The sequence below is a fragment of the Tessaracoccus luoxuelianae genome (assembly GCF_054483915.1).
The window spans coordinates 3,174,252-3,192,982 of record NZ_CM137013.1 but is presented as its reverse complement, the minus strand read 5'-3'; the positions used below and the strand labels follow the sequence as shown (position 1 = coordinate 3,192,982).

The 18,731-nt window shown below is 70.8% G+C and carries 18 protein-coding genes and 1 riboswitch; of the genes, 11 read left to right on the top strand and 7 right to left on the bottom strand.

The genetic code is table 11. The annotated features are described in order from the left end of the window. Positions 1–97 precede the first annotated feature (97 nt). Entirely contained in the window at positions 98–2,371 is a 2,274-nt protein-coding gene (locus ACX1D1_RS14790) for a glycoside hydrolase family 3 N-terminal domain-containing protein (protein ID WP_459055155.1), read from the bottom strand. A gap of 136 nt (positions 2,372–2,507) precedes the next feature. Here ACX1D1_RS14790 and ACX1D1_RS14785 point away from each other — a divergent pair, with 136 nt between their 5' ends. After that, positions 2,508–3,161 (top strand): TetR/AcrR family transcriptional regulator, encoded by a 654-nt coding sequence (locus ACX1D1_RS14785; protein WP_459055153.1) that lies wholly within the window; start codon positions 2,508–2,510, stop codon positions 3,159–3,161. Between the two features lie 622 nt (positions 3,162–3,783). Here ACX1D1_RS14785 and ACX1D1_RS14780 read toward each other — a convergent pair. Further along, a complete protein-coding gene (locus tag ACX1D1_RS14780; protein WP_459055151.1) occupies positions 3,784–4,611 on the bottom strand; it encodes an aldo/keto reductase in 828 nt (275 codons plus the stop codon). Between the two features lie 121 nt (positions 4,612–4,732). On the opposite strand from ACX1D1_RS14780, the gene ACX1D1_RS14775 reads away from it, so the two are divergent. The 3 genes from ACX1D1_RS14775 to ACX1D1_RS14765 all read left to right on the top strand — a co-directional run bounded on the left by ACX1D1_RS14775 (position 4,733) and on the right by ACX1D1_RS14765 (position 7,746). Next, positions 4,733–5,080, top strand: a complete 348-nt coding sequence (locus ACX1D1_RS14775) for a carboxymuconolactone decarboxylase family protein (protein ID WP_459055149.1) — start codon at positions 4,733–4,735, stop codon at positions 5,078–5,080. Positions 5,081–5,147: 67 nt separating this feature from the next. Further along, complete coding sequence (locus ACX1D1_RS14770) at positions 5,148–6,092, top strand: cobalamin biosynthesis protein (protein ID WP_459055147.1); 945 nt, start codon at positions 5,148–5,150, stop codon at positions 6,090–6,092. Between the two features lie 199 nt (positions 6,093–6,291). Then, positions 6,292–7,746, top strand: coding sequence for a cobyric acid synthase (locus ACX1D1_RS14765; protein WP_459055145.1), 1,455 nt, complete (start codon positions 6,292–6,294; stop codon positions 7,744–7,746). Between the two features lie 364 nt (positions 7,747–8,110). On the opposite strand, the gene ACX1D1_RS14760 is transcribed toward ACX1D1_RS14765, so the two are convergent. Together ACX1D1_RS14760 and ACX1D1_RS14755 are read right to left on the bottom strand one after the other, a co-directional pair. Further along, positions 8,111–8,728, bottom strand: a complete 618-nt coding sequence (locus ACX1D1_RS14760) for a M23 family metallopeptidase (protein WP_459055143.1) — start codon at positions 8,726–8,728, stop codon at positions 8,111–8,113. Next, entirely contained in the window at positions 8,712–9,635 is a 924-nt protein-coding gene (locus tag ACX1D1_RS14755) for an alpha/beta hydrolase (protein ID WP_459055141.1), read from the bottom strand. The genes ACX1D1_RS14760 and ACX1D1_RS14755 overlap by 17 nt, the downstream gene beginning before the upstream one ends. Before the next feature lie 138 nt (positions 9,636–9,773). Beyond that, positions 9,774–9,887, top strand: a riboswitch (cobalamin riboswitch). 44 nt (positions 9,888–9,931) lie between these two features. Here ACX1D1_RS14755 and cobI point away from each other — a divergent pair. From cobI to ACX1D1_RS14725, 6 genes are all read left to right on the top strand, one after another. Next, positions 9,932–10,687 (top strand): precorrin-2 C(20)-methyltransferase, encoded by a 756-nt coding sequence (gene cobI / locus ACX1D1_RS14750; protein ID WP_459056597.1) that lies wholly within the window; start codon positions 9,932–9,934, stop codon positions 10,685–10,687. After that, on the top strand, positions 10,684–11,514 hold the full coding sequence (gene cobM / locus ACX1D1_RS14745) for a precorrin-4 C(11)-methyltransferase (protein WP_459055139.1): 831 nt from the start codon (positions 10,684–10,686) through the stop codon (positions 11,512–11,514). The genes cobI and cobM overlap by 4 nt, the downstream gene beginning before the upstream one ends. Next, the gene (gene cobJ / locus ACX1D1_RS14740; protein WP_459055137.1) at positions 11,511–13,847 is read left to right on the top strand and encodes a precorrin-3B C(17)-methyltransferase; all 2,337 of its coding nucleotides are present in this window, start codon (positions 11,511–11,513) and stop codon (positions 13,845–13,847) included. Before cobM ends, cobJ begins: the two co-directional genes overlap by 4 nt. Further along, positions 13,844–15,070, top strand: a complete 1,227-nt coding sequence (locus ACX1D1_RS14735) for a siroheme synthase domain-containing protein (RefSeq protein ID WP_459055135.1) — start codon at positions 13,844–13,846, stop codon at positions 15,068–15,070. Before cobJ ends, ACX1D1_RS14735 begins: the two co-directional genes overlap by 4 nt. 106 nt (positions 15,071–15,176) lie before the next feature. Then, positions 15,177–15,533, top strand: coding sequence for an SRPBCC family protein (locus tag ACX1D1_RS14730; protein WP_182781591.1), 357 nt, complete (start codon positions 15,177–15,179; stop codon positions 15,531–15,533). A 119-nt stretch (positions 15,534–15,652) separates the two neighbouring features. Beyond that, positions 15,653–16,018 (top strand): hypothetical protein, encoded by a 366-nt coding sequence (locus ACX1D1_RS14725; RefSeq protein ID WP_187721000.1) that lies wholly within the window; start codon positions 15,653–15,655, stop codon positions 16,016–16,018. Here ACX1D1_RS14725 and ACX1D1_RS14720 read toward each other — a convergent pair. After that, on the bottom strand, positions 16,015–16,566 hold the full coding sequence (locus tag ACX1D1_RS14720; RefSeq protein ID WP_459055132.1) for a hypothetical protein: 552 nt from the start codon (positions 16,564–16,566) through the stop codon (positions 16,015–16,017). The two genes, ACX1D1_RS14725 and ACX1D1_RS14720, sit on opposite strands and share 4 nt — an antisense overlap. Before the next feature lie 145 nt (positions 16,567–16,711). Between ACX1D1_RS14720 and ACX1D1_RS14715 the strand changes: the two genes are divergently transcribed. Continuing rightward, positions 16,712–16,846 (top strand): type II toxin-antitoxin system Phd/YefM family antitoxin, encoded by a 135-nt coding sequence (locus ACX1D1_RS14715; protein WP_385899803.1) that lies wholly within the window; start codon positions 16,712–16,714, stop codon positions 16,844–16,846. A 268-nt stretch (positions 16,847–17,114) separates the two neighbouring features. On the opposite strand, the gene ACX1D1_RS14710 is transcribed toward ACX1D1_RS14715, so the two are convergent. Together ACX1D1_RS14710 and ACX1D1_RS14705 are read right to left on the bottom strand one after the other, a co-directional pair. Further along, positions 17,115–17,411, bottom strand: a complete 297-nt coding sequence (locus ACX1D1_RS14710; protein WP_459055130.1) for a hypothetical protein — start codon at positions 17,409–17,411, stop codon at positions 17,115–17,117. A 278-nt stretch (positions 17,412–17,689) separates the two neighbouring features. Next, a complete protein-coding gene (locus ACX1D1_RS14705; RefSeq protein ID WP_459055128.1) occupies positions 17,690–18,412 on the bottom strand; it encodes a hypothetical protein in 723 nt (240 codons plus the stop codon). Positions 18,413–18,731: the final 319 nt, after the last annotated feature.

The following is an 18,731-nucleotide window of genomic DNA, read 5'->3' as shown; positions in this document are numbered from 1 at the left end:
CCCCACATGGTCTGCAACTTCCTACGTGGAGAGCGGCTTCTGTGTATATGCACAGAAGCCGCTCTCTGGGTAGATAGTTGCAGACGGTCGGGGCCGATCAGGCGGTGATCTCCACGGTGGTGGTCATGTCGCAGGCGGAGCTGCCGCCGACGAAGAGATCGATCACGGTGGCGTCCTGCACCCACGTGCGGGTCGCAGCGCTCCAGTAGCGCAGCTGGTCCGGGCCGAGCTCGAACTCGACGTCCACCGTCGCGCCCGCGGGCACGTGCACGCGCTGGAAGCCCTTGAGCTCGCGCACCGGACGGGTCGAGGTGCCGTAGCGCTGGTGGATGTAGAACTGCGTCACCTCGTCGGAGTCCACCCCGGAGGTGTTGGTGAGCGTCACCGCGACCTTGGCAGTCTCGCCCACCGCGATGCTCGACGGTGCCCGCAGGTCCGAGTAGTCCACCGTCGCGTACGTGAGGCCGTACCCGAAGGGGTAGAGCGGCGTGCTCTCCTCGTCCCAGTAGCGCTTGTCCGCGTCCTCCGGCTGGAAGGTGCGGTAGTGCGAGTGCACCATCGGCACCTGGCCCACGTGTCGCGGCCAGGTGAACGGCAGCCGGCCGGCGGGGCAGACGTCACCGAACAGGACGCGCGCCACGGCGTCGCCGCCGCGGACGCCGGGGTACCAGACCTGCACGATCGCGTCGGCGTTCGCGTCGGCCCAGCGCAGGTCGAGCGGGCGGCCTGACATCACGAGCACCACCATCGGGGTGCCGGTGGCGTGGACGCGCTGCAGCAGTTCGAGCTGGCGGCCGGGGAGGTCGAGGGTGGAGACAGAGGCCTTCTCGCCGATCATGTTCTGCGGCTGCCCCACCACCACGACGGCAACCTCGGACTCCGCGGCCAGGGCGACGGCGCGCTCCAGCTCGGCGTCCTCGTCAAAGCCCTCGGGGGTCTGAGGCAAGGTGCCGGCCTCGTGGCTGTCGAACATCGACGGGTAGAGCCGTGTGGCGACGGCCGTGGCGGGCGCGTACTCGACCCGGGTCCCCTCGCCTGCGCGTCGGCGGATGCCGTCGAGGATGGTCACCGACTCGGACAGGTCGAAGTCGAAGATCCATGGGCCGAGGATGTCGCGCCGCGAGTCGGCGAGGTCGCCGAGGACGGCGATCGAGGCGGGCGCCTTCAGGGGGAGGGCGCCGTCGTTCTTGAGCAGGACGGCGGTGCGCTCGGCGGCGGCCTGGGCGGCGTCGCGGTGCGAGGCGTCGTCGAGGACGGAGGCACTGGTGGCCTCGTCGACGAAGGGCTGCTCGAACAGGCCGGCGGCGAACTTGGCGGTGAGGACGCGGCGGACGGCCAGATCGATGGTGGCCTCGTCGACCAGCCCGTCGGCCACGGCCTGCGGGAGGCGCGTGTAGGAGGCGTCGAACATGGCCATCTCCATGTCCAGCCCGGCGTGGACGGCGCGGGCGCCGGCGTCGGTGAGGTCGCGGGCGAAGTGCTGGGTCTCGAGGGAGCGCACCGCGTTGGCGTCGGAGACGACGAAGCCGTCGAAGCCGAGCTCGTCGCGGAGCATGTCGGTGAGCAGCCAGCGGTTGCCGCTGGCGGGCACGCCGTTGAGGTCCATGTAGGCGCTCATGATGTTCTTGGCGCCGGCGTCGATGGCCGCCTTGAAGGGCGGGAAGTAGACGTTGTGCAGCTCTGCGTCGGAGATGTCCGAATCCTCGTAGTCGCGGCCGCCGCGGGCCGCGCCGTAGCCGGCGAAGTGCTTCGGGCCGGAGATGACGGACTCGGCGCCGCCGTCGCCCTGGAACCCGCGCACCTGCGCGGCCGCCATCGCGCCGCCCAGGCACGGGTCCTCTCCGGCGCCCTCGATGATGCGGCCCCAGCGCGGGTCGCGGGCGATGTCCACCATGGGCGCGAAGGTCCAGTGGATGCCGACGGCGCGCGCCTCGCGGGCCGCGATCTGCTGGCCCTTCTCGGCCACCTCGGGGTCCCAGCTGGCCGCGACCGCGATCGGCACGGGGAACGTGGTGCGCAGGCCGTGGATCACGTCGAAGCCGAACAAGGCCGGGATGCCGTGGCGGTTCCCGGCGATGGTCCTACGCTGCAGGTGGTTGGCCAGCGCGGCGTTGCGGACGAACAGCAGCGAGCCGACGCGGCCGGCGTCGATCTCCTTGTCCACCATCCGCGGGAAGTCGAGGAACTGCCGCTGCTCGAAGGGCATAGCCGCCAGGTCCTCGTCGGAGACCACCGGGGTGTCGAGCTGGCCGAAGTAGAAGTACTGCGTCAGCTGGCCGGCCTTCTCCTCCAGGGTGAGGCGGCCGAGGAGGTCCTCGACGCGCTTCTCGACGGGGAGGGCAGGGTCGCGGTAGGCGGGGGCGTCGGTCATGGGGGTCCTTCGGGGTCGGCGTCGACGGCGGTCTCTCAATTCGTAGTGAACAGCATAGTTCATGATCCGTCAACGGTTGACATTGTCCCGGGTCAGGGTTCAAGGTTTGGGGTAAGGAAAGGTTGAGGAGGTGGCGATGTCGACAACCCCCGCGAAACGTGGACCCTACGCGAAGTCCGCTCAGAAGCGCGCCGCCATCGCCAAGGCCGCCTACGAGGTGGTGATGGAGGTGGGGCATGTTCAGCTGACAACGGCGGCGGTCGCGGCCAGGGCGGGCATGCTCGAGCGGACGATGCTCTACCACTTCCCCACCCGGGACCACCTCCTGGTGGCGGCCATCGAGTACTTCGAGGGATTCTTCGACGGCGAGGTGCAGGAGGGTGAGCGCCCCCTTGCCCCGCCGTCGGAGTTCCACGATCTCATCGACGAACTCGCCCAGCGCTCCCCCGGAGAGGACAAGCGGCTCCGGCTTCAGGTGGCGCTTGCGTCGGCCGCGCAGGACCCGGCGCACCCGGCCCACGAGTTCTTCCAGCGCCACTACGAGCGGGTCATGGCGGAGATGATCGACCTGATGAAGGCCCGTCAGGCGGCGGGCCTGGCGCATCCGGATCGCGACCCGGTGCGGATGGCCCGCCAGTTCGTCGCCGTGTGGGACGGGCTGCAGCAGAGTTGGTTGATCCGCCGCGACTTCGACCTCACCGAGGAGATCACGGAGGCGTTCCGAGAGATCAGCGGCCAGAACGCAATGGAGGCGAGGGCGGCCGTCCAGGATCTCCTGTCGCGCATCTGACGCGCCGGTCTGGCTGAACCTGGGTTGAGTCTCGCCCACCCGCGGGTTGAGCCACGCCGAGCAGCGCAGCTGCGCGGGGTGCGTCGAAACCGACGTTGGCTTCCCAGGGGCCTGGGTCAGGTCCCGCGCCGGATGAGGGGGACCGGCCTCGCCCATGGGCGCCCTCGGCACGCCCCAACGCGGCGTGCCTTGCCCAACGCCCGACCCACCGCGACCGGTCCCCCTCATCCACCGCTCTGCGGACACCTCGCGCCCCCACCGCTGGCTGGGGCGCCGCGAAGAGGCCTCGAAGCCTGAGAAACGCAGGCTGACAAGGAACGTCTCTGAGGGGCAGGTCAGGTTCCGCGGTGGCTGAGGGGGACCGGCCTCGCCCATGGGCGCCCTCGGCACGCCCAAACGCGGCGTGCCTTGCCCAACGCCCGACCCACCGCGACCGGTCCCCCTCATCCACCGCTACCCGGACACGTCGCCCCCCGCTGGCTGAGGCGCCGCGAAGCACCCCACCGCTGGCTGAGGCGCCGCGAAGCGGCCTCGAAGCCTAAGAAACGCGGGCTGACAAGGGACGTTTCTGAAGCTGTGAGGCGCGTCGCTGTGCTCCTCGCGCCTCACCTGCGGGAGGGGATCAGTGGCCGAAGTGGTCCGAGTCCATCAGGTGGTAGTCCGAGCTTCTGAGCGCGGTCAGGGTCCGGACCTCGTCGTCGGTCAGGCGAAGATTCACCGCGGCGAAGTTCTCGGCCAGCCGCTCTCGGTTCGACGACTTCGGGATGGGGAGCAGGCCCTGCTGGATGTGCCAGGCGAGGACCGCCTGCGCGGGGGTGGCGTCGTGCGCATCGGCGACTTCCCATACGGTCGGATGCCCGATCAGCCCGGTGCCGGCGGCCAGCGGCGCCCACGACTCCGTCACGATCCTGTGCTTCTCGTGGAACGCCCGCTCGACGACGCGCTCGGTGAACGGATTGCACTGGATCTGGTTGACCTCCGGCGCGACCCCCGTGGCGTCGAGCAGCCGCCGGAGGTGCTCGGGCTTGAAGTTGGACGTCCCGATCGCCTTGGTCAGTCCGCGCTCACGCGCCTCGATCAGCCCCTCCCAGGCGCGAACGTAGAGGTCCTGATCCGGGTTGGGCCAGTGGATGAGAACCAGGTCGACGTACTCGAGGCCCAGCCGGCCGAGGTTGCCCTCCACGCCCGCGACGGCGTCGCCGTGCCACTTCTTGTTGAACTTCGTGGTGACGAACACGTCCTCCCGAGCCAGCCCCGACTCGCAGACCGCCCGCCCGACGCCGGCCTCGTTGCGGTAGTTCTCCGCGGTGTCGACGAGCCGGTAGCCGATCTCGAACGCGGTGAGGCACATCTCGCGCACCTCCGCGTCGTCCAGGGGCCAGGTGCCCGCGCCGATCGCCGGGATCGAGGTGCCGCCGGTCAGGGGGATCAGGGGTGCAAGCGTTGTCATGGGCCCATTCTTCCCGACCGCCGTCGAGACGGCACGAAAGTCACCCGCGGCTGGCGTCGTCACCCCTGCCGGCAGATAATTGGTCAAGGCTCATCCGTGAACTACGACAGTCAGGAGAGACATGACCACCCACGAGCATGGCAAGAAGGTTCTCCAGGACCTCCAGGCGCCCGCGAAGGAGCTGCGCTCCCGGATTCCGGAGGTGTACGCCGGTTACTCGGCGATGCACAAGGCGGTGCTCGGCCCCGGCGCGCTCGACACGAAGACCAAGGAACTCATCGCTCTCGCAATCGGCGTCACGGAGAAGTGCGACGGCTGCATCGCCAGCCACGCACGCGGAGCGGCACGAGCCGGGGCGACCGCCGACGAGGTGGCTGAGGCTCTCGGAGTGGCCATCCTCATGCGGGGCGGCCCCGCGACGGTCTACGGCCCCCGCGCGATGGACGCCTTCCTGGAGTTCCAGGAGTAAGCGCCGCTGCGGGATCTGTAGTGGAGGCCCCGCCGACCGGGTGCTGACTACTGCTAGCGTCGGCGCCGTGATCACGCGCGCGCTCGGCATCGTCCTCGGGGTGGCGGCCGACGCCGCGCTCGGAGACCCCGCCCGGCACCACCCCGTCGCGTGGTTCGGGACCTTCGCGGGCCGCGTCGAGCAGTCCCGGTATGCCGACGACCGCGCCCGGGGGGCCGCGTTCACGGTGGCGACGGTGGCTCCGGTCGTCGCGGCAGGGGTCACGGCTGAGCGCGCCACGCGCCGCCACCCGGTGGCCCACGTTGCCGCGACCGCGCTGGCTACCTGGGCCGTGCTCGGTGCCCGCAGCCTCGCCCGCGAGGGCCGGCTGATGGCCGACCGCCTCGACGACGGCGACCTCGACGGCGCCCGCGCCCGGCTCGGCCACCTCTGCGGCCGCGACCCGGCCGGCCTCGACGAGCCCGAGCTTGCCCGCGCCACCGTCGAGTCCATGGCGGAGAACACGGCCGACGCCGTGGTCGCGTCGCTGTTCTGGGGTGCCGTCGCCGGGATCCCCGGCCTCCTCGCCCATCGCGCGGTCAACACCCTCGACGCCATGGTGGGCCATCGCAACGACCGCTATGCCCGCTTCGGCACTGCCGCCGCACGGCTCGACGACGCCCTCGATTACATCCCGGCCCGCATCACCGGCGTGCTCGCCTGCGTGGCCGCGCCCGTCGTCGGCGGGTCGACGGCGGAGGCCTGGCGGGTGCTCCGCCGCGACGCGCGGAACCACCCCTCGCCCAACGGCGGCTGGTGCGAGGCGGCCTGGGCGGGCGCCCTCGGCGTGCAGCTCGGCGGCCGCAACGTGTACTTCTCCCGCGTGGAGGAGCGGGGCCTCCTCGGCGACGGCCCACGCCCCCGCGCGGCCGAGGTGCGGAAAGCGGCCAGGCTGGTGGGCGTGGTGACGGCGATGGCGACGGTGCTTGCCGCGGTGGCGGGCTCCTCCCGCTGGCTGAGGTGCTCCCGGTGACTGCGGCGCTCGCATCCCGTTGGCTGAGGTGCCGCGAAGCGGCCTCGAAGCCTCAGAGCGGTGACCTTGTCAGCTCACGTTTATTAGGCTTCGAGGCTCGCCGCTGGCGCGTCGAGCGCCTCAGCCAGCGGTGGGGGTCGTGCGTCGAGCTCCTCAGCCAGCGGTGGGGGCGGCAGCATGTCTGGAAGGGAAGTGGCGCATGACCGGGATCCTCATCGCGGGGACGTCGTCGGACGCGGGCAAGTCGCTGGTGGTCACCGGCCTCTGCCGCGCCGCCCGTCGCCGCGGGATCGACGTCGTGCCGTTCAAGGCGCAGAACATGAGCAACAACTCCATGGTGTGCGCCGACGGCGCGGAGATCGGCCGGGCGCAGTACCTGCAGGCGATCGCGGCGGGCAAGACGCCGACGTCGGCGATGAACCCGGTGCTGCTCAAGCCCGGCAGCGACCGGCGCTCGTTCGTCGTGCTCCGCGGCGAGCCCGCGGGCGCACTGGAGGCGGGGGAGTACGCCACGGGTCGTCGCCTGCTGGCCGAGGCCGCCCACGAGGCGTATCGGGAACTGGCCGCCGCGCACGAATTGGTGATCTGCGAAGGCGCCGGCTCCCCGGCGGAGATCAATCTCCGCGAGGGCGACTACACAAATATGGGCCTGGCCAGGGCGTTCGACCTGCCCGTGGTGCTCGTCGGGGACATCGACCGCGGCGGGGTCCTGGCCTCCATCTACGGCACGTGGGGCCTCCTCGACGACGAGGATCGCGCCCTGCTGGCGGGCTACCTGATCAACAAGTTCCGCGGCGACCAGGCCATCCTCGACCCCGGACTCACCGAGCTCACCCGACGCTGCGGCCTTCCATCGTTCGGCGTGTTGCCCTGGCTGCCGGGCGTGTGGCTCGACGGCGAGGATGCGCTCGAGGTGGGCCGGTGGCGGGGCGACGCACGCGCCAGTGTGCCTGCCGGGAGCGCGACGCTGCGGGTCGCCGTCGTCCGCCTGCCGCGCATCTCCAACGCCACCGACGTGGACGCGCTGGCGCAGGAGCCGGGGGTCGACGTCGTGGTGACAACGGATCCTGCCGCCGTCGCGGCGGCGGATCTCGCGGTGTTGCCCGGGTCGCGGTCCACGCTGACGGACTTGGCGTGGCTGCGGGAGACCGGTATCGCGGCGGCGATCGCCGCCCGGGCCGGGGAAGGGCGGCCGGTGCTGGGGATCTGCGGGGGCTTCCAGATGCTGACGCGCACCATCACGGACCCCGTCGAGGCCGGCCACCCGGGCGCGGTCCCCGGCCTGGGGCTGTTGCCCGGCGACACGGTGTTCCACCCGGAGAAGGTGTTGGGCCGGCCGTCGGGAAGCTGGCGGGGGCACGACGTCGAGGGCTACGTCATCCACCATGGGCGGGTGCGGGTCGACGACGGGCACGAGCCGTTCCTCGAGGGGGTCAGGTCCGGCGCCGTGTGGGGGACGATGTGGCACGGATCGCTGGAGTCCGACGGGTTCCGCCGGGCGTGGCTCGCAGGGGTCGCGGATGCCGTAGGGGTGTCGTGGACGCCGACGGAGTCGCCAGGTTTCGCGGCGCGGCGGGAGTCGATGATCGAGACGGTCGCCGACGCGCTGGAGGCCCACGCCGACCTCGATGCCCTCCTGGGACTGGCCCGCTGACGATCGGCTACGCGTGGTGACATGCGAGTGGCGGCCTTCTCGTTCTGAGGAGGCCCAGCTGCGAAGCGGCCTAGGCCGTCTCGAAGGGTCGTAGCGTGACCTGACTGGGAGTTTGCCTGAGGGTGTCGCGTCACGACCCTTCGAGACGCACGCGGTCGCTTCGCGACGCGCGCTCCTCAGGGATCGGTGAGGTGCCGCGCACGGACCCCACATTGGTGGCTGAGGTGGCGCGCAGCGGCCTCGAAGCCTGGCGATCACCCTCTTCTGCCGTGAGGGGGCGCGAGCAACTCGGTGGGCCACCACGGAGTGGCGCTCACGTCGTTACTACTGAAGTGCCTGTGAGCAGGACGGGCCGGTGTGGCCGCTATCTCGCCTCGACCACGACACCGTTGCGCGGAAGTCCGCCATGCAGAGTGATCGGCACGGCGGTGGCGGCCGTCACGTCCATGGTGCTGATGGCCTGCAGGTGCAGGTGCGGCTCAGTGCTGTTGCCCGTATTGCCGCAGTTGGCCACCGCCTGCCCCGCCGCGACGTACTCGCCGAGGCGCACCCGGACGCTGCCCTGCTGCAGGTGACACAACACCACGACCGGACCAGCGGGGATCTGGATCATCACGTGGTTCCCGGCCAGGGCGGGCCAGCCGGCCGCGACTCGGCGTGCTTGGCCGAGGGCGTAACCGAGTGAAGGCAGACCGCGGAAGGCCGCGTGATCGGGTTGCGCATCGTGCGCGGCGACGACCAACCCGTCGGCCGGCGCCAATACGGGCCGACCGAACCCGACGAAACGCGTCGGCGGCTCGGGCCGGACCAGCGACGTCGCGGTGAACGGCGCGCTCCGGCCAGCGTCATCCACCCCGACGAAGTCGATCGCAAAGGCAGAGGCGAACTGGGTGGTGCCGTGGCTCGCGACCCTGGTGGCGGGGCTGTTCCGGGCCAGCCACCGTCCCGCGAAGGGATACGTCAGGTCACGCGTTGTCGGCACGGCGCAACTCCAAGTCCTGTTGGTTACCAAGCCAACGGTCAAGGAAATCTGCCACCAGCGCGATGTAGGCCGCCCGGTCTGCGAAATAGCCGCCGCAGTGGTCCGCGCCGTCGAAGGTGATGAGCTCAACCGGCCCCGGGGCTGCTGCTGCGGCCAACTGCAACGCGTGGTCGTAGGGGATGACCCTGTCGTTCGTCCCGTGTAGCAGCAGAAGCGGACGAGGGGAGATCGCGCCGATCCTGTCGAGAGGACGGACCTCGGAGAAGGCGTAGCCGTAGCGCAATCGGTTCGCCAGGTCGGCGATCGGGATGAGCGGCTCGCTCGGCAGGCGGTGTCGGCGATATCCCGTGGCGACGACGTCACTGAGGGTGGCGAACGGTGAATCGGCGACGAGAGCCTCAATCCGGGAATCCTGAGCGGCGGTGAGGATGGCCGTGGACGCGCCCATCGAGAATGACACGACGGCGATCCGGGCGTCCGGGCGACGCTCGCGCACCAGGTCCAAGGCGGCACTGAGGTCCCGCTGCTCGTGGTGGGCGAGGGACTGTGGGCCATCACCGGAGTCCCCGTTGCCACGGAAATCGAAGAGCAGGACGCTGTGGCCCGCCCTCCACAGACCCGAGCCGATCCCCAACATGTCCGCCTTGTTGCCACGATGGCCGTGGGCGCAGACGACGACCGTGGACGACGCTGGTTGGTCGAGCCACCAGCCCGCCAAGGAGACTCCGTCGGCTGCGGTGAAGGTGACGTCCTCTGACGGAGCCCGAACCTCGAACGGAGTGAAGGTGTAGTTCGGCCAGGGGCGCCTTGGCCCGTTCAGAGTCCAGGCAGTGGCCCCGGCCACGGCGCCCACGCCGAGCGCGGCACCCGTCGCCAGCCACCCTGCTGCCGCCAACAACCTCTTCATCCGACCCCGCCTTCTCGATGCCACCAACCTAGCTCCCCGCCCACCCGCTGGGCGTGCCTCCCTGTGCCCTCGCAGACCGCTCGGAGGCGCGAATCTGCCCTAGCCGACCCCAGGTCAGGTCCAACTGCGGGCTCTGACAGACTGACGCTGCGCGCAGGCGACGTCGAGGAACCCGGTGTGAGTCCGGGGCGGTGCCGCCACTGTGACCCCGATGGGGGAGTCAGGAACTCGGGCCTGCGCGGCCAACCATTCGGGCGAGCGACCCCAGGAGGCCACGGCAGATGACCGTACCCACCATTTCCCCCGTTCCTGCGCGACGGCTGATCGGCGTCGGCGTCGGCCCCGGAGACCCGGAGCTGATCACCGTCAAGGCCGTGCGCGCCGTTGAAGCAGCCGACGCGATCCTCGTCCCCGCGACGGAGGAGTCCGGCGATGGGCCCGGCCGCGCGGAACGGATCGTCCAGGCGGCCTGCCCCGGCGCCGCGACACGGATCGTCCGCGTCCCCTTCTCCATGGCCGACAAGTCAGGAGTCTCCCCGCGTCGCAAGCAGGCGTGGCTGACCTCTGCCCAGGCCGCCGTCGATGCGTTCGCCGACGGCGCCGCGACCGTCGCGTTCGCCACCGTCGGCGACCCGAGCGTCTACTCCACGTTCTCCTACCTGGCGGCGCACGTCGTCGAACAGCTGCCCGACGTCGAGGTCGAGGTGATCCCCGGCATCACCGCGATGCAGGCGCTGGCGGCGGCCAGCCGCACGCCGCTGGTCGAGGGTCAGGAGGTGCTCGCTCTCGTCCCGGTGACGGCCGGGTTGGACCGCCTCCGCGAGGTGCTCGCCATGGCCGACTCCACCGTCGCCTACAAGGGCGGGCGGCGCCTCCCGGAGGTCGCGGAGCTGCTGCGCGGCGAGGGCCGCGACGCCGTCATGGGCGTGGACGTCTCGCTGCCGAACCAACGCCTCGTCCGCCTCTCGGACCTGGCCGACGGCGAGTCCGCCCCCTACTTCTCCACCGTCCTGGCGGCTCCCACCCGCGCGACGACGGGGGGCCGGCTGTGACCGGCAGGGTGGTCTTCGTCGGGGCCGGCCCCGGCGCGGCCGACCTCATCACCGTCCGCGGGGCCCGCGTGATCGCGGAGGCCGACATCATCATCTGGGCCTCCAGCCTGGTCCACCCCGGGATCGTCGCGGGCGCCAAGCCGGGGGCTGAACTCGTCGACTCCGCGTCGGCGTCGTTGGAGGACATCGAGCCCCTCTACCGCCGCGCCCGCGCCGAGGGCCTCCTCGTGGCCCGCGTCCACACCGGCGATCCGGCCATCTACGGCGCCACCGCCGAGCAGCGCGACCTCATCCGCTCGCTTGGCCTGGAGTTCGAGTCCGTGCCGGGCGTATCGGCGTACTCGGCCGCCGCGGCGCGGATGGAGGTGGAGCTGACGGTGCCGGAGGTGTCGCAGAGCCTGGTCCTCACCCGCCTCGAGGGCGGCCGCACCCCGATGCCGCCGCGCGAGACCGTCCGCGGGTTCGCCGCCCACGGCACCACCATGGCGCTCTACCTCTCGGCCGCCCGCAACCAGGCGCTCCAGGAGGAACTGCTCGCCGGCGGCTACCCACCCGAGACGCCCTGCATCGTCGGCTACCAGGTGTCCTGGCCCGACGAACTCATGCTTCGCTGCGAGCTGAAGGACCTGTCCGAGACCATGCGCGAGCACAAGCTGTGGAAGCACACCGTCGTCCTCGTCGGCCCGGCTCTCGCCGAGGGCCCCCTCGCCACGCGCAGCCACCTCTACCACCCCGGCTTCCGGCACGAGTACCGCGCGGCCGAACCCGAGGCGCAGGCCGACCTGCGCGCCCACGGCACCCGCGGAGTCCTGGAGGAGGACCGATGATCCACGTGCACGGCTACCTCGGCGAGATCTCGCCGGCCACCCGCAGCCTCGCCGGACGGGTGGCGCTCGTCGTCGGCGGGCGGCGCCACCTCGACGCCCTCGGCGTGCCCGACGAGCGGCGCGTCGTGCTCGGCGCGCTCAGCCCCGCCGTCGAACGGCTGAAGGCACTGCCCGACGGCGACGACGCGCTGGTGCTGGCCAGCGGCGACCCCGGATTCCACGGCATCGTCCGCCGCCTCCGCGAGGAGGGGCTCGACCTCGCGGTCACGCCCGCGGTCAGCTCGGTGGCGGCCGCGTTCGCCGCCGTCGCGCTGCCCTGGGACGACGCCGTCGTGGTCTCCGCCCACGGCCGCCCCATCGACGACGCCGTGGCAGCGTCGCGGCGGCACCCCAAGGTTGCGGTGCTGACCGGGCCCGGCGCCGGGGTCCGCGAGCTGGCCGGGGCGCTCGAGGGATGGTCGCGGCGCTACGTGGTCGCGGAGAGGCTCGGGGAGCCGGATCAGCGGGTGCATGAGCTGAGCGCCGAGGAGGCCGCCGTCGCCGAGGTCGCGGAGCCGAACGTGGTGCTGATCCTCGATGACTCCGTCCCCGCGGAGCGCGGCGCCGACGGCCCAGTCATCGGGCAGGTCACCAACTCGGAGGCCGCGCGCAGGCACGCCGACGCGATCGACGCCGCCCTCGGCGCCGCAACCCGCCGCTACGACGGCCCGGCCGCCGAGGGGCTGGTGAGGGCGTGGCAGGAGTGCGACCTCATCGTCTCCCACCTCGCGCTCGGCGCCACCGCCCGGATCCTGGCCCCGCTGCTCGCGGACAAGACGGAAGATCCGGGCGTGGTGGTGGTGGACGAGGCGGGCAGGTTCGCGGTCCCGCTCGTGGGTGGCCACGCGGGCGGCGCCAACGAGCTGGCCAGACGCATCGCCGAGGCGACGGGGGGCACGCCCGTGCTGACCACCGCCACCGACGCGCTGAACATCCCCGCCCTCGACACGCTCGGGTGGGCGTATCACGGCGACGTCGCGGGCGTGACCAGGGCCATCCTCGATGGTCGCCCCGTGCGGGTGGAAAAGTCCCAGCCCTGGCCGCTGCCGCCGTTGCCCGCCAACGTGTCGGCGGACGCCGAGGATCCCGTTGCGACGCTCGTCGTGACGGATACTTCGCTGCGCTCCACCTCAGCCAACGAGATCGTCCTGCACCCGAAGAGTCTCGTCGTCGGGATGGGCTGCAACCGCGGCACCGACGTCGCCCACCTCCGCGACCTCCTCGAGCGCACCCTCGCCGACCACGGCCTCGCCCTCGACTCCGTCGCCGCGATCACCACCGTCGACCTCAAGGCCGGCGAGATCGGGCTGCTCCAACTCGTCAAGCAGCTCGGCGTGAAGCTCATCGACTACCCGGCCGACGAACTGGCCGCCCAACCCGTCCCGACGCCCAGCCCGATGGTGGAGGGGCACGTCGGCACGCCGTCGGTGGCCGAGGCGTCCGTCCTCGCGCACGGCGCCGAGCTGATCGTGCCCAAGCAGCGCAGCACCGACGCGACGTGCGCCGTCGGCCGCATCCCCGCCCGGGGGCGGCTGAGTGTGGTGGGTCTCGGCCCCGGCGTCCGCGACCTCCTCACCCCGCGAGCCAAGGAGCGCCTCCAGCAGGCGACGTTCGTGGTCGGCTACGGTCCCTACGTCAAGCAGATCCGCGACCTCATCCGCCCCGGCGTCCGGGTCATGGCCTCCAAAATGGGCACCGAAGAGGCGCGCACCTCCGCCGCGATCGAGGCCGCACGCAACGGCGAGAACGTGGCCCTCGTCTGCGGCGGAGACCCCGCCGTCTACGCCATGGCCAGCCCCGTCCTGGAGCAGGGCACCGACGGGATCGACGTCGACATCGTGCCCGGCGTGACCGCCAGCCTCGCCGTGTCCGCGATCCTCGGCGCGCCGCTCGGCCACGACCACGCCACCATCTCCCTATCCGACCTCCACACCCCGTGGCCCAACATCGAGCGACGGCTGCAGGGCGCCGCCGTCGGCGATTTCGTCGTCGCGCTCTACAATCCCCGGTCGCGCACCCGCACGGCCCACCTGCCGCGGGCGCTGGAGATCCTCGGCGCGCACCGCTCACCGGAGACCCCCGTCGCGGTGGTGCAGCAGGCGTGCCGGCCGCGGCAGAAGGTGATCATGAGCACGCTGGCGGAGTTCCAGCCGGAGTGGGTGGACATGAACTCGCTGGTGGTGGTGGGATCGTCGACGACGAGGTTCGTCACCTCGGGCGGCGGGCGGCGGCTGATCGTCACCCCGCGGGACTACCAGTGGATGCCGGACACGGTGGAGGAGGTGGACGCATGAACGTGCCCCTGATCATCGCCGCCCACGGCACCCGCGTGGGCGAGGGCGTCGCGCAGTGCGAGGAACTGGCAGGCCTGGTCGCGGAGCGGCTGCCCGGCGTCCCAGTCACGGTCGGCTATGTCGAGCTCGCCCAGCCCACCATCACCGACGCGTTGGTGGCGTCACTGGCCGACGGCGGGCGCCGCGCCGTCGTCGTGCCCCTCATGCTCGGCACCGGCGGCCACGTCCGCTCCGACATCCCGCAGTTCATCGCCGAAGCGACGGCGCGGGTGCCGGGCAGCCGCGTGGAATACGCGCGGCACCTGGGCCCGGAGCCGAGGCTGATCGAGGCCGTCGAGGCGCGGCTGACGGAGGCCGCGGAAGAGTGGGTCCCCGGCGAGACGACGGTGGTGTTCGTGGGCCGAGGCGCGCTGGTGCCCGAGGCGAACGCCGACCACCTCCGGGTGGCGCGGCTGCTCTACGAGCGGGGCGGGTGGGCCGACGTCGAGTCGGCGTTCATCCAGGTGACCCGGCCGTCGCTGCCGGAGGAGCTGGACCGGGCCTACGCGCACGGCGCGCGGCGCATCGTCGTCATGGGGCACTGGTTGTTCGCGGGCCGGCTCAAGGGCTGGACCCGAGAGCAGGCCGCGGAGTGGCAGGGGGCGCACCCGGACGCGGAGGTGCGGGTGGCCAACGTGATCGGGGCGTGCGCGGCGCTGGCCGACGTGGTGGCCGAGCGGTACCGGGAGACGCTGCCGGTGTCGGAGGGCGGGTCGCCGGCCTACCTGGCCGGGCTGATGCTGGGTGGGCGTGACGTGCTCGTCGTCGGGGGCGGCAAGGTGGCCAGCCGGCGGGTGTCGCGGCTGGTGGAGTCAGGTGCCCGGGTGCGGGTGGTGGCGCCGTCGGTCACGCGGGCCGTGGAGGCCCTTGCCGACGCCGGTCGGCTGACCTGGCTGGCGCGGGAGTTCGACGACGCCGACCTCGACGGCACCTGGTACGTGATGGCGGCCACCGACTCGCCGGAGGTGAATGCGAAGGTCGCGGAGGGCGCGGAGCTGAGGCACACGTTCTGCGTGCGGGCCGACGACGCCCGCGGCGGTTCGGCGTGGACCCCGGCGACGGCGGAGGTGCGGGGTGTGACGATCGGCGTGGTCGGGAACCGGGAGCCGCGACGAACGCGCGATGTCCGCGATGCGATCGTGGCGGCACTCTCGGAGCCGCCACACTCGACTCAAGGTGAATGACCGGCTCTCGTTCCAGCGTGCTGCCCGAATGCGCCGGGCTACTTCCGCTCATGCCGAGAAGCGAGCTTTCGCGCGACGCTCACGGACCCTTGTCTAGCCTTGCCCCATGCAGATCCTGGGAGATAGGACCCGACAATTGCCGGCGCCGCCGCACGTCGTGTTCACCTCCCTGACACACCCAGGCCTTCCCGGTGCGCGTCCCTGGTTGGTGCTCCTGGACGACGAGGTGCCACCCGTCATCCTCAGCAGTCACGAGCCGCACCGTGTCCAGTGGAGCTCCCTGTGGCCCTCGCGGCCCAACGACCTCGTGGACCTCGAGCTCAGCCCCAAGGACGGTGGCACGCTGCTGCGGTTCATCCTGTCGACGCCCGACGAGGAACCCGACGCCAGCAAGCTCGGACACATGCGGAGACGACTCAACCACCTGCTGTTCGCTGACCTCCGCTTCTCCTACGGCCAGTGACGCACTCAACTGCCGCGGGTCACTCGTGCCTTTGGCGCTGATCCGATCGCTTTCACCCCGCCATTAGTGCGGTAGCGCCCCCAGGGCCCGGTCGCAGATAGGCTTCGATCATGTCAAGGGTGGATCCGCAGGACGATTCGATGATGCGGTGGGTTGTACACCACTACCGCTACGACCCGCTCCGCCGAGAACGCCGTCATGTGCTGGTCAGCGCCTTCGACAATGAGCGGGAGTTCGATGAGTGCATGAGCGAGCTCTCGAGGGAAGTCGAGAATCGGCGACGTGCTGAGCATGGAGATCAGCGCGAGCGTGTCACCGGAACGATTTGGGAGCCTGGTCACCTCGCGAGGGCAGCAACTGGACATCTGGTGCGCCGCGCGATCGAACACGGAGCGGATCCGAGCAGACTGCTCGACTCCGGCGAGTTGCCCGACAACATGGCGTTGCTGCACTTCGCCGACGGCGACTCTGAGGAGCAAGCCTAATCCTCAGCGGGCATCCGCCTATCCCGCTGGTTCCACGCTTTACTCCTCGCTGAGAGGCGCGGGCCAGCCCAGGCTTCTTGGTTGGTGAAGAGCTCCTTGAAGCGGATCTCCACTTCGTCGCTGCTATCAAGTGGCGGCATAGCCGCATCAACGTTGACTGCGGCGGGGAGTTCATCCGAACATTCCCAGGTCGCGCTGTCGGCGACCTTGACGCCGTTGACCCAAAGTTCTGGGGTGATCGAGCCTTCTCCGACACAGGACGCCCGCATCTGGTAGGCCAGTTTCGGGTCAGGGGTGGCGCCCTGTGCGGCTACTGCAGCGTTGTCGAGGTAGGTAATCCGGGCGACCTCGCCCTCGAGTTTCTCCGGCGCTACGAACGTCTCCGGCGCCGCGGACATCGAGGGATCCGGTGCTGCCGAGAGGGTGGACGTCGGGCTGGTCGGGGCTGGGTTGTTCTCCGTCGGGGAGGAGGTGGGTTCGGGTGCCGGGTCGACCGTGCAGCCAACAGTGACCAAGACGGTGGCGACAACAGCGAGGCGCAGCTTCATGAACCATGCATACACCACGAATCCGCTGCGGGTCCGAAGTCGTGCCCTGCAATCCTCCTCCAGTGCCCCGTCAACCCGAATTGTTCGTCGTGGAGCATGTGGTCAACGCTGAAGGCTGACCATCACCGGCCAGCGTGGCAACGCGGTGCTCATCGGCGAGGAGGACTGGCTCGCCATCCAGGAGACGCTGTTGCTTAAGTCGGTACCGGGGCTGGCCGATTCGATCCGGCGCGCCCTCGCGGAGGGCGTCGACGCGGGCTCGACCGAGCTTGACTGGTGAGTCCCTGCACTCTGGTGTACCCACGCCAAAGAACGCCAAGAAGGTGGCCTCCAGAGGGCTGAAGACGAAGACGCAGCACCTGCCGCCAGTAGCCCCTCACCGAACATCCGCTTCTGCCGCCGACCGAGCGTACGTTTCTCGCGTTTGCTTGTCCAGCGTCGCTCCGCCTTGAGAAGTCTGATTCGGTCGGGTTCGCGAGATCGTGATCCTGGGCTTGAGTCGGCGGGTCTTCGACGTCGAACTCGTGGGCCTGCGATTGATGCTGCGTCTACGCCGTGGCGATAAGTGTCGCAATCCCGAGCGCGATGACCGCGACCACCAACACAGTGATGATCAGCCAACGCAGGCGCTGGGTTCGCGTGGCCCGCGTCTCTACAGCGGTGGAGCCGGGGGTGGGTGGCCTGTCGTGCTCGGAGAGTTCAGGCGGGATCTCGCCGACGACGGTCACGGGAGCGTCGCCGGCTGGGTTAACCCAGGCTCGGGCGGGATCGGGAAGTGGAGCGTTGATCCACCGCCCGGTGATCGGGTCGAACCGCTCTTCCGCGGGCGGCATTACGCGTTCCATGGGCCCAGTCTGACAGCGGGCCAGCCCTCTCGGACCCTGCAGCTGGGAACACCCCGCCCGTCGGAGTGGGTCCATGCCGCGAAACCAGATCGGGCTCAGGAGCCAAACGACCCGATGTCTGCCGACACCGCTTCCCACGCGGTGACGCTCGGACCTGAGGAGCTGAGTGCGCTCACGGCCCGACGGAGGGCTGCACAGCCAAGGATGCAAACCACGCAGTGACAGCGACCAGCGAAAGCAGACCTGGGGCCACCGTGGGCCACAGTCGCTTGGCGACGTCATGGGCTCCAGCGGGTGGCTCCGGTTTCGCAGAAGCTGGTGCGGACTGCCGGGCCTTCGAGGCAGGCGGCGTCGACCAGGGCGCGATCGCCGATGGGCTCGTGAAGGGAAACGGTCATCTGGACGCTGTCGTTGCCCTGGCAGTTCTGGGGCTCGTTGCCAGGGAGCGGTTCGGCGTCGACCCGGATGATGATGTCGTCGATGCCGAGTGAGACAACTGGCTGGGCGATCGCTCCGGTCACCCCGCTGGAGCACTCTGCGCGAGTGACCTCGATAGTGACGGTCGTCGACGTGGCGGTCACGCGCTCGGAGTCGGCGAGGGTCCAGGTCGCGGCTGCGCCCACCTGGGGCGGGATCGTGGCGGTGACTTCGGGGATCGCCGGGTTCGAATCTGGCAGGGCGGTCCGGGTCGCGTCGTCGAGCAGCGGGCGGATGGCGTCGTACACCCGGTTGTAGAAGCCGCTGCCGGGGTCGTCGACGCGCCCGGGGGTGCCCGACTCGTCTTCATAGACGGCCGTCGGCAGGATCCGCAGCACCGGGAGGTTCGCGTCGGCGGGGGTGACGACGAAGCCGCGGAAGCCGGGCCCGGGGTCCGGCGGGTCGGCAGGGATCACCTCCCCGGCAGCCGCACTATCGCCGATCATCAGGTACATTTCCTCGGCAACGTCAGGGTCGAGCGGGAGCTGCGGGTTCTCCCGTCCCGAGTAAAGGTCGACTATCACGGTGGTCCGGCTGGGCGGGGCCGCGGGCGCGTCGGAGACTGGCGTGCTGCAGCCCGAGGCGGCCAGTCCGATGCCGGCCGCCACGATGATGCCAACGGCTGCCGCCAGCCAGCGCCGTACTGTAGGGGCGGCAGGTTGGGGGCCCGGTCGGGCGGCGCGGTCGACCGGACCGAGCGGGACCGCCGAAACCGGGATTGGCGACGCTCGGCGGAGACTCTCCCGGATCCGGGTCCCGAAATCACTCATGTCGGAAGTACACACCCGCCTGTGCCGCCACGCCTACCCGGTCCCTGCCTCAACCTCGCCACAACGGCGATTC

Excerpts from the sequence above, each read along its gene's own strand:
- ACX1D1_RS14785 (WP_459055153.1), top strand. The coding sequence starts at position 2,508 with ATGTCGACAACCCCCGCGAAACGTGGACCCTACGCGAAGTCCGCTCAG.
- ACX1D1_RS14780 (WP_459055151.1), bottom strand. The coding sequence starts at position 4,611 with ATGACAACGCTTGCACCCCTGATCCCCCTGACCGGCGGCACCTCGATC.
- cobJ (WP_459055137.1), top strand. The coding sequence starts at position 11,511 with ATGATCCACGTGCACGGCTACCTCGGCGAGATCTCGCCGGCCACCCGC.
- ACX1D1_RS14790 (WP_459055155.1), bottom strand. The coding sequence starts at position 2,371 with ATGACCGACGCCCCCGCCTACCGCGACCCTGCCCTCCCCGTCGAGAAG.
- ACX1D1_RS14735 (WP_459055135.1), top strand. The coding sequence starts at position 13,844 with ATGAACGTGCCCCTGATCATCGCCGCCCACGGCACCCGCGTGGGCGAG.
- ACX1D1_RS14775 (WP_459055149.1), top strand. The coding sequence starts at position 4,733 with ATGACCACCCACGAGCATGGCAAGAAGGTTCTCCAGGACCTCCAGGCG.
- ACX1D1_RS14755 (WP_459055141.1), bottom strand. The coding sequence starts at position 9,635 with ATGAAGAGGTTGTTGGCGGCAGCAGGGTGGCTGGCGACGGGTGCCGCG.
- ACX1D1_RS14710 (WP_459055130.1), bottom strand. The coding sequence starts at position 17,411 with ATGGAACGCGTAATGCCGCCCGCGGAAGAGCGGTTCGACCCGATCACC.
- ACX1D1_RS14730 (WP_182781591.1), top strand. The coding sequence starts at position 15,177 with ATGCAGATCCTGGGAGATAGGACCCGACAATTGCCGGCGCCGCCGCAC.
- ACX1D1_RS14765 (WP_459055145.1), top strand. The coding sequence starts at position 6,292 with ATGACCGGGATCCTCATCGCGGGGACGTCGTCGGACGCGGGCAAGTCG.
- ACX1D1_RS14720 (WP_459055132.1), bottom strand. The coding sequence starts at position 16,566 with ATGAAGCTGCGCCTCGCTGTTGTCGCCACCGTCTTGGTCACTGTTGGC.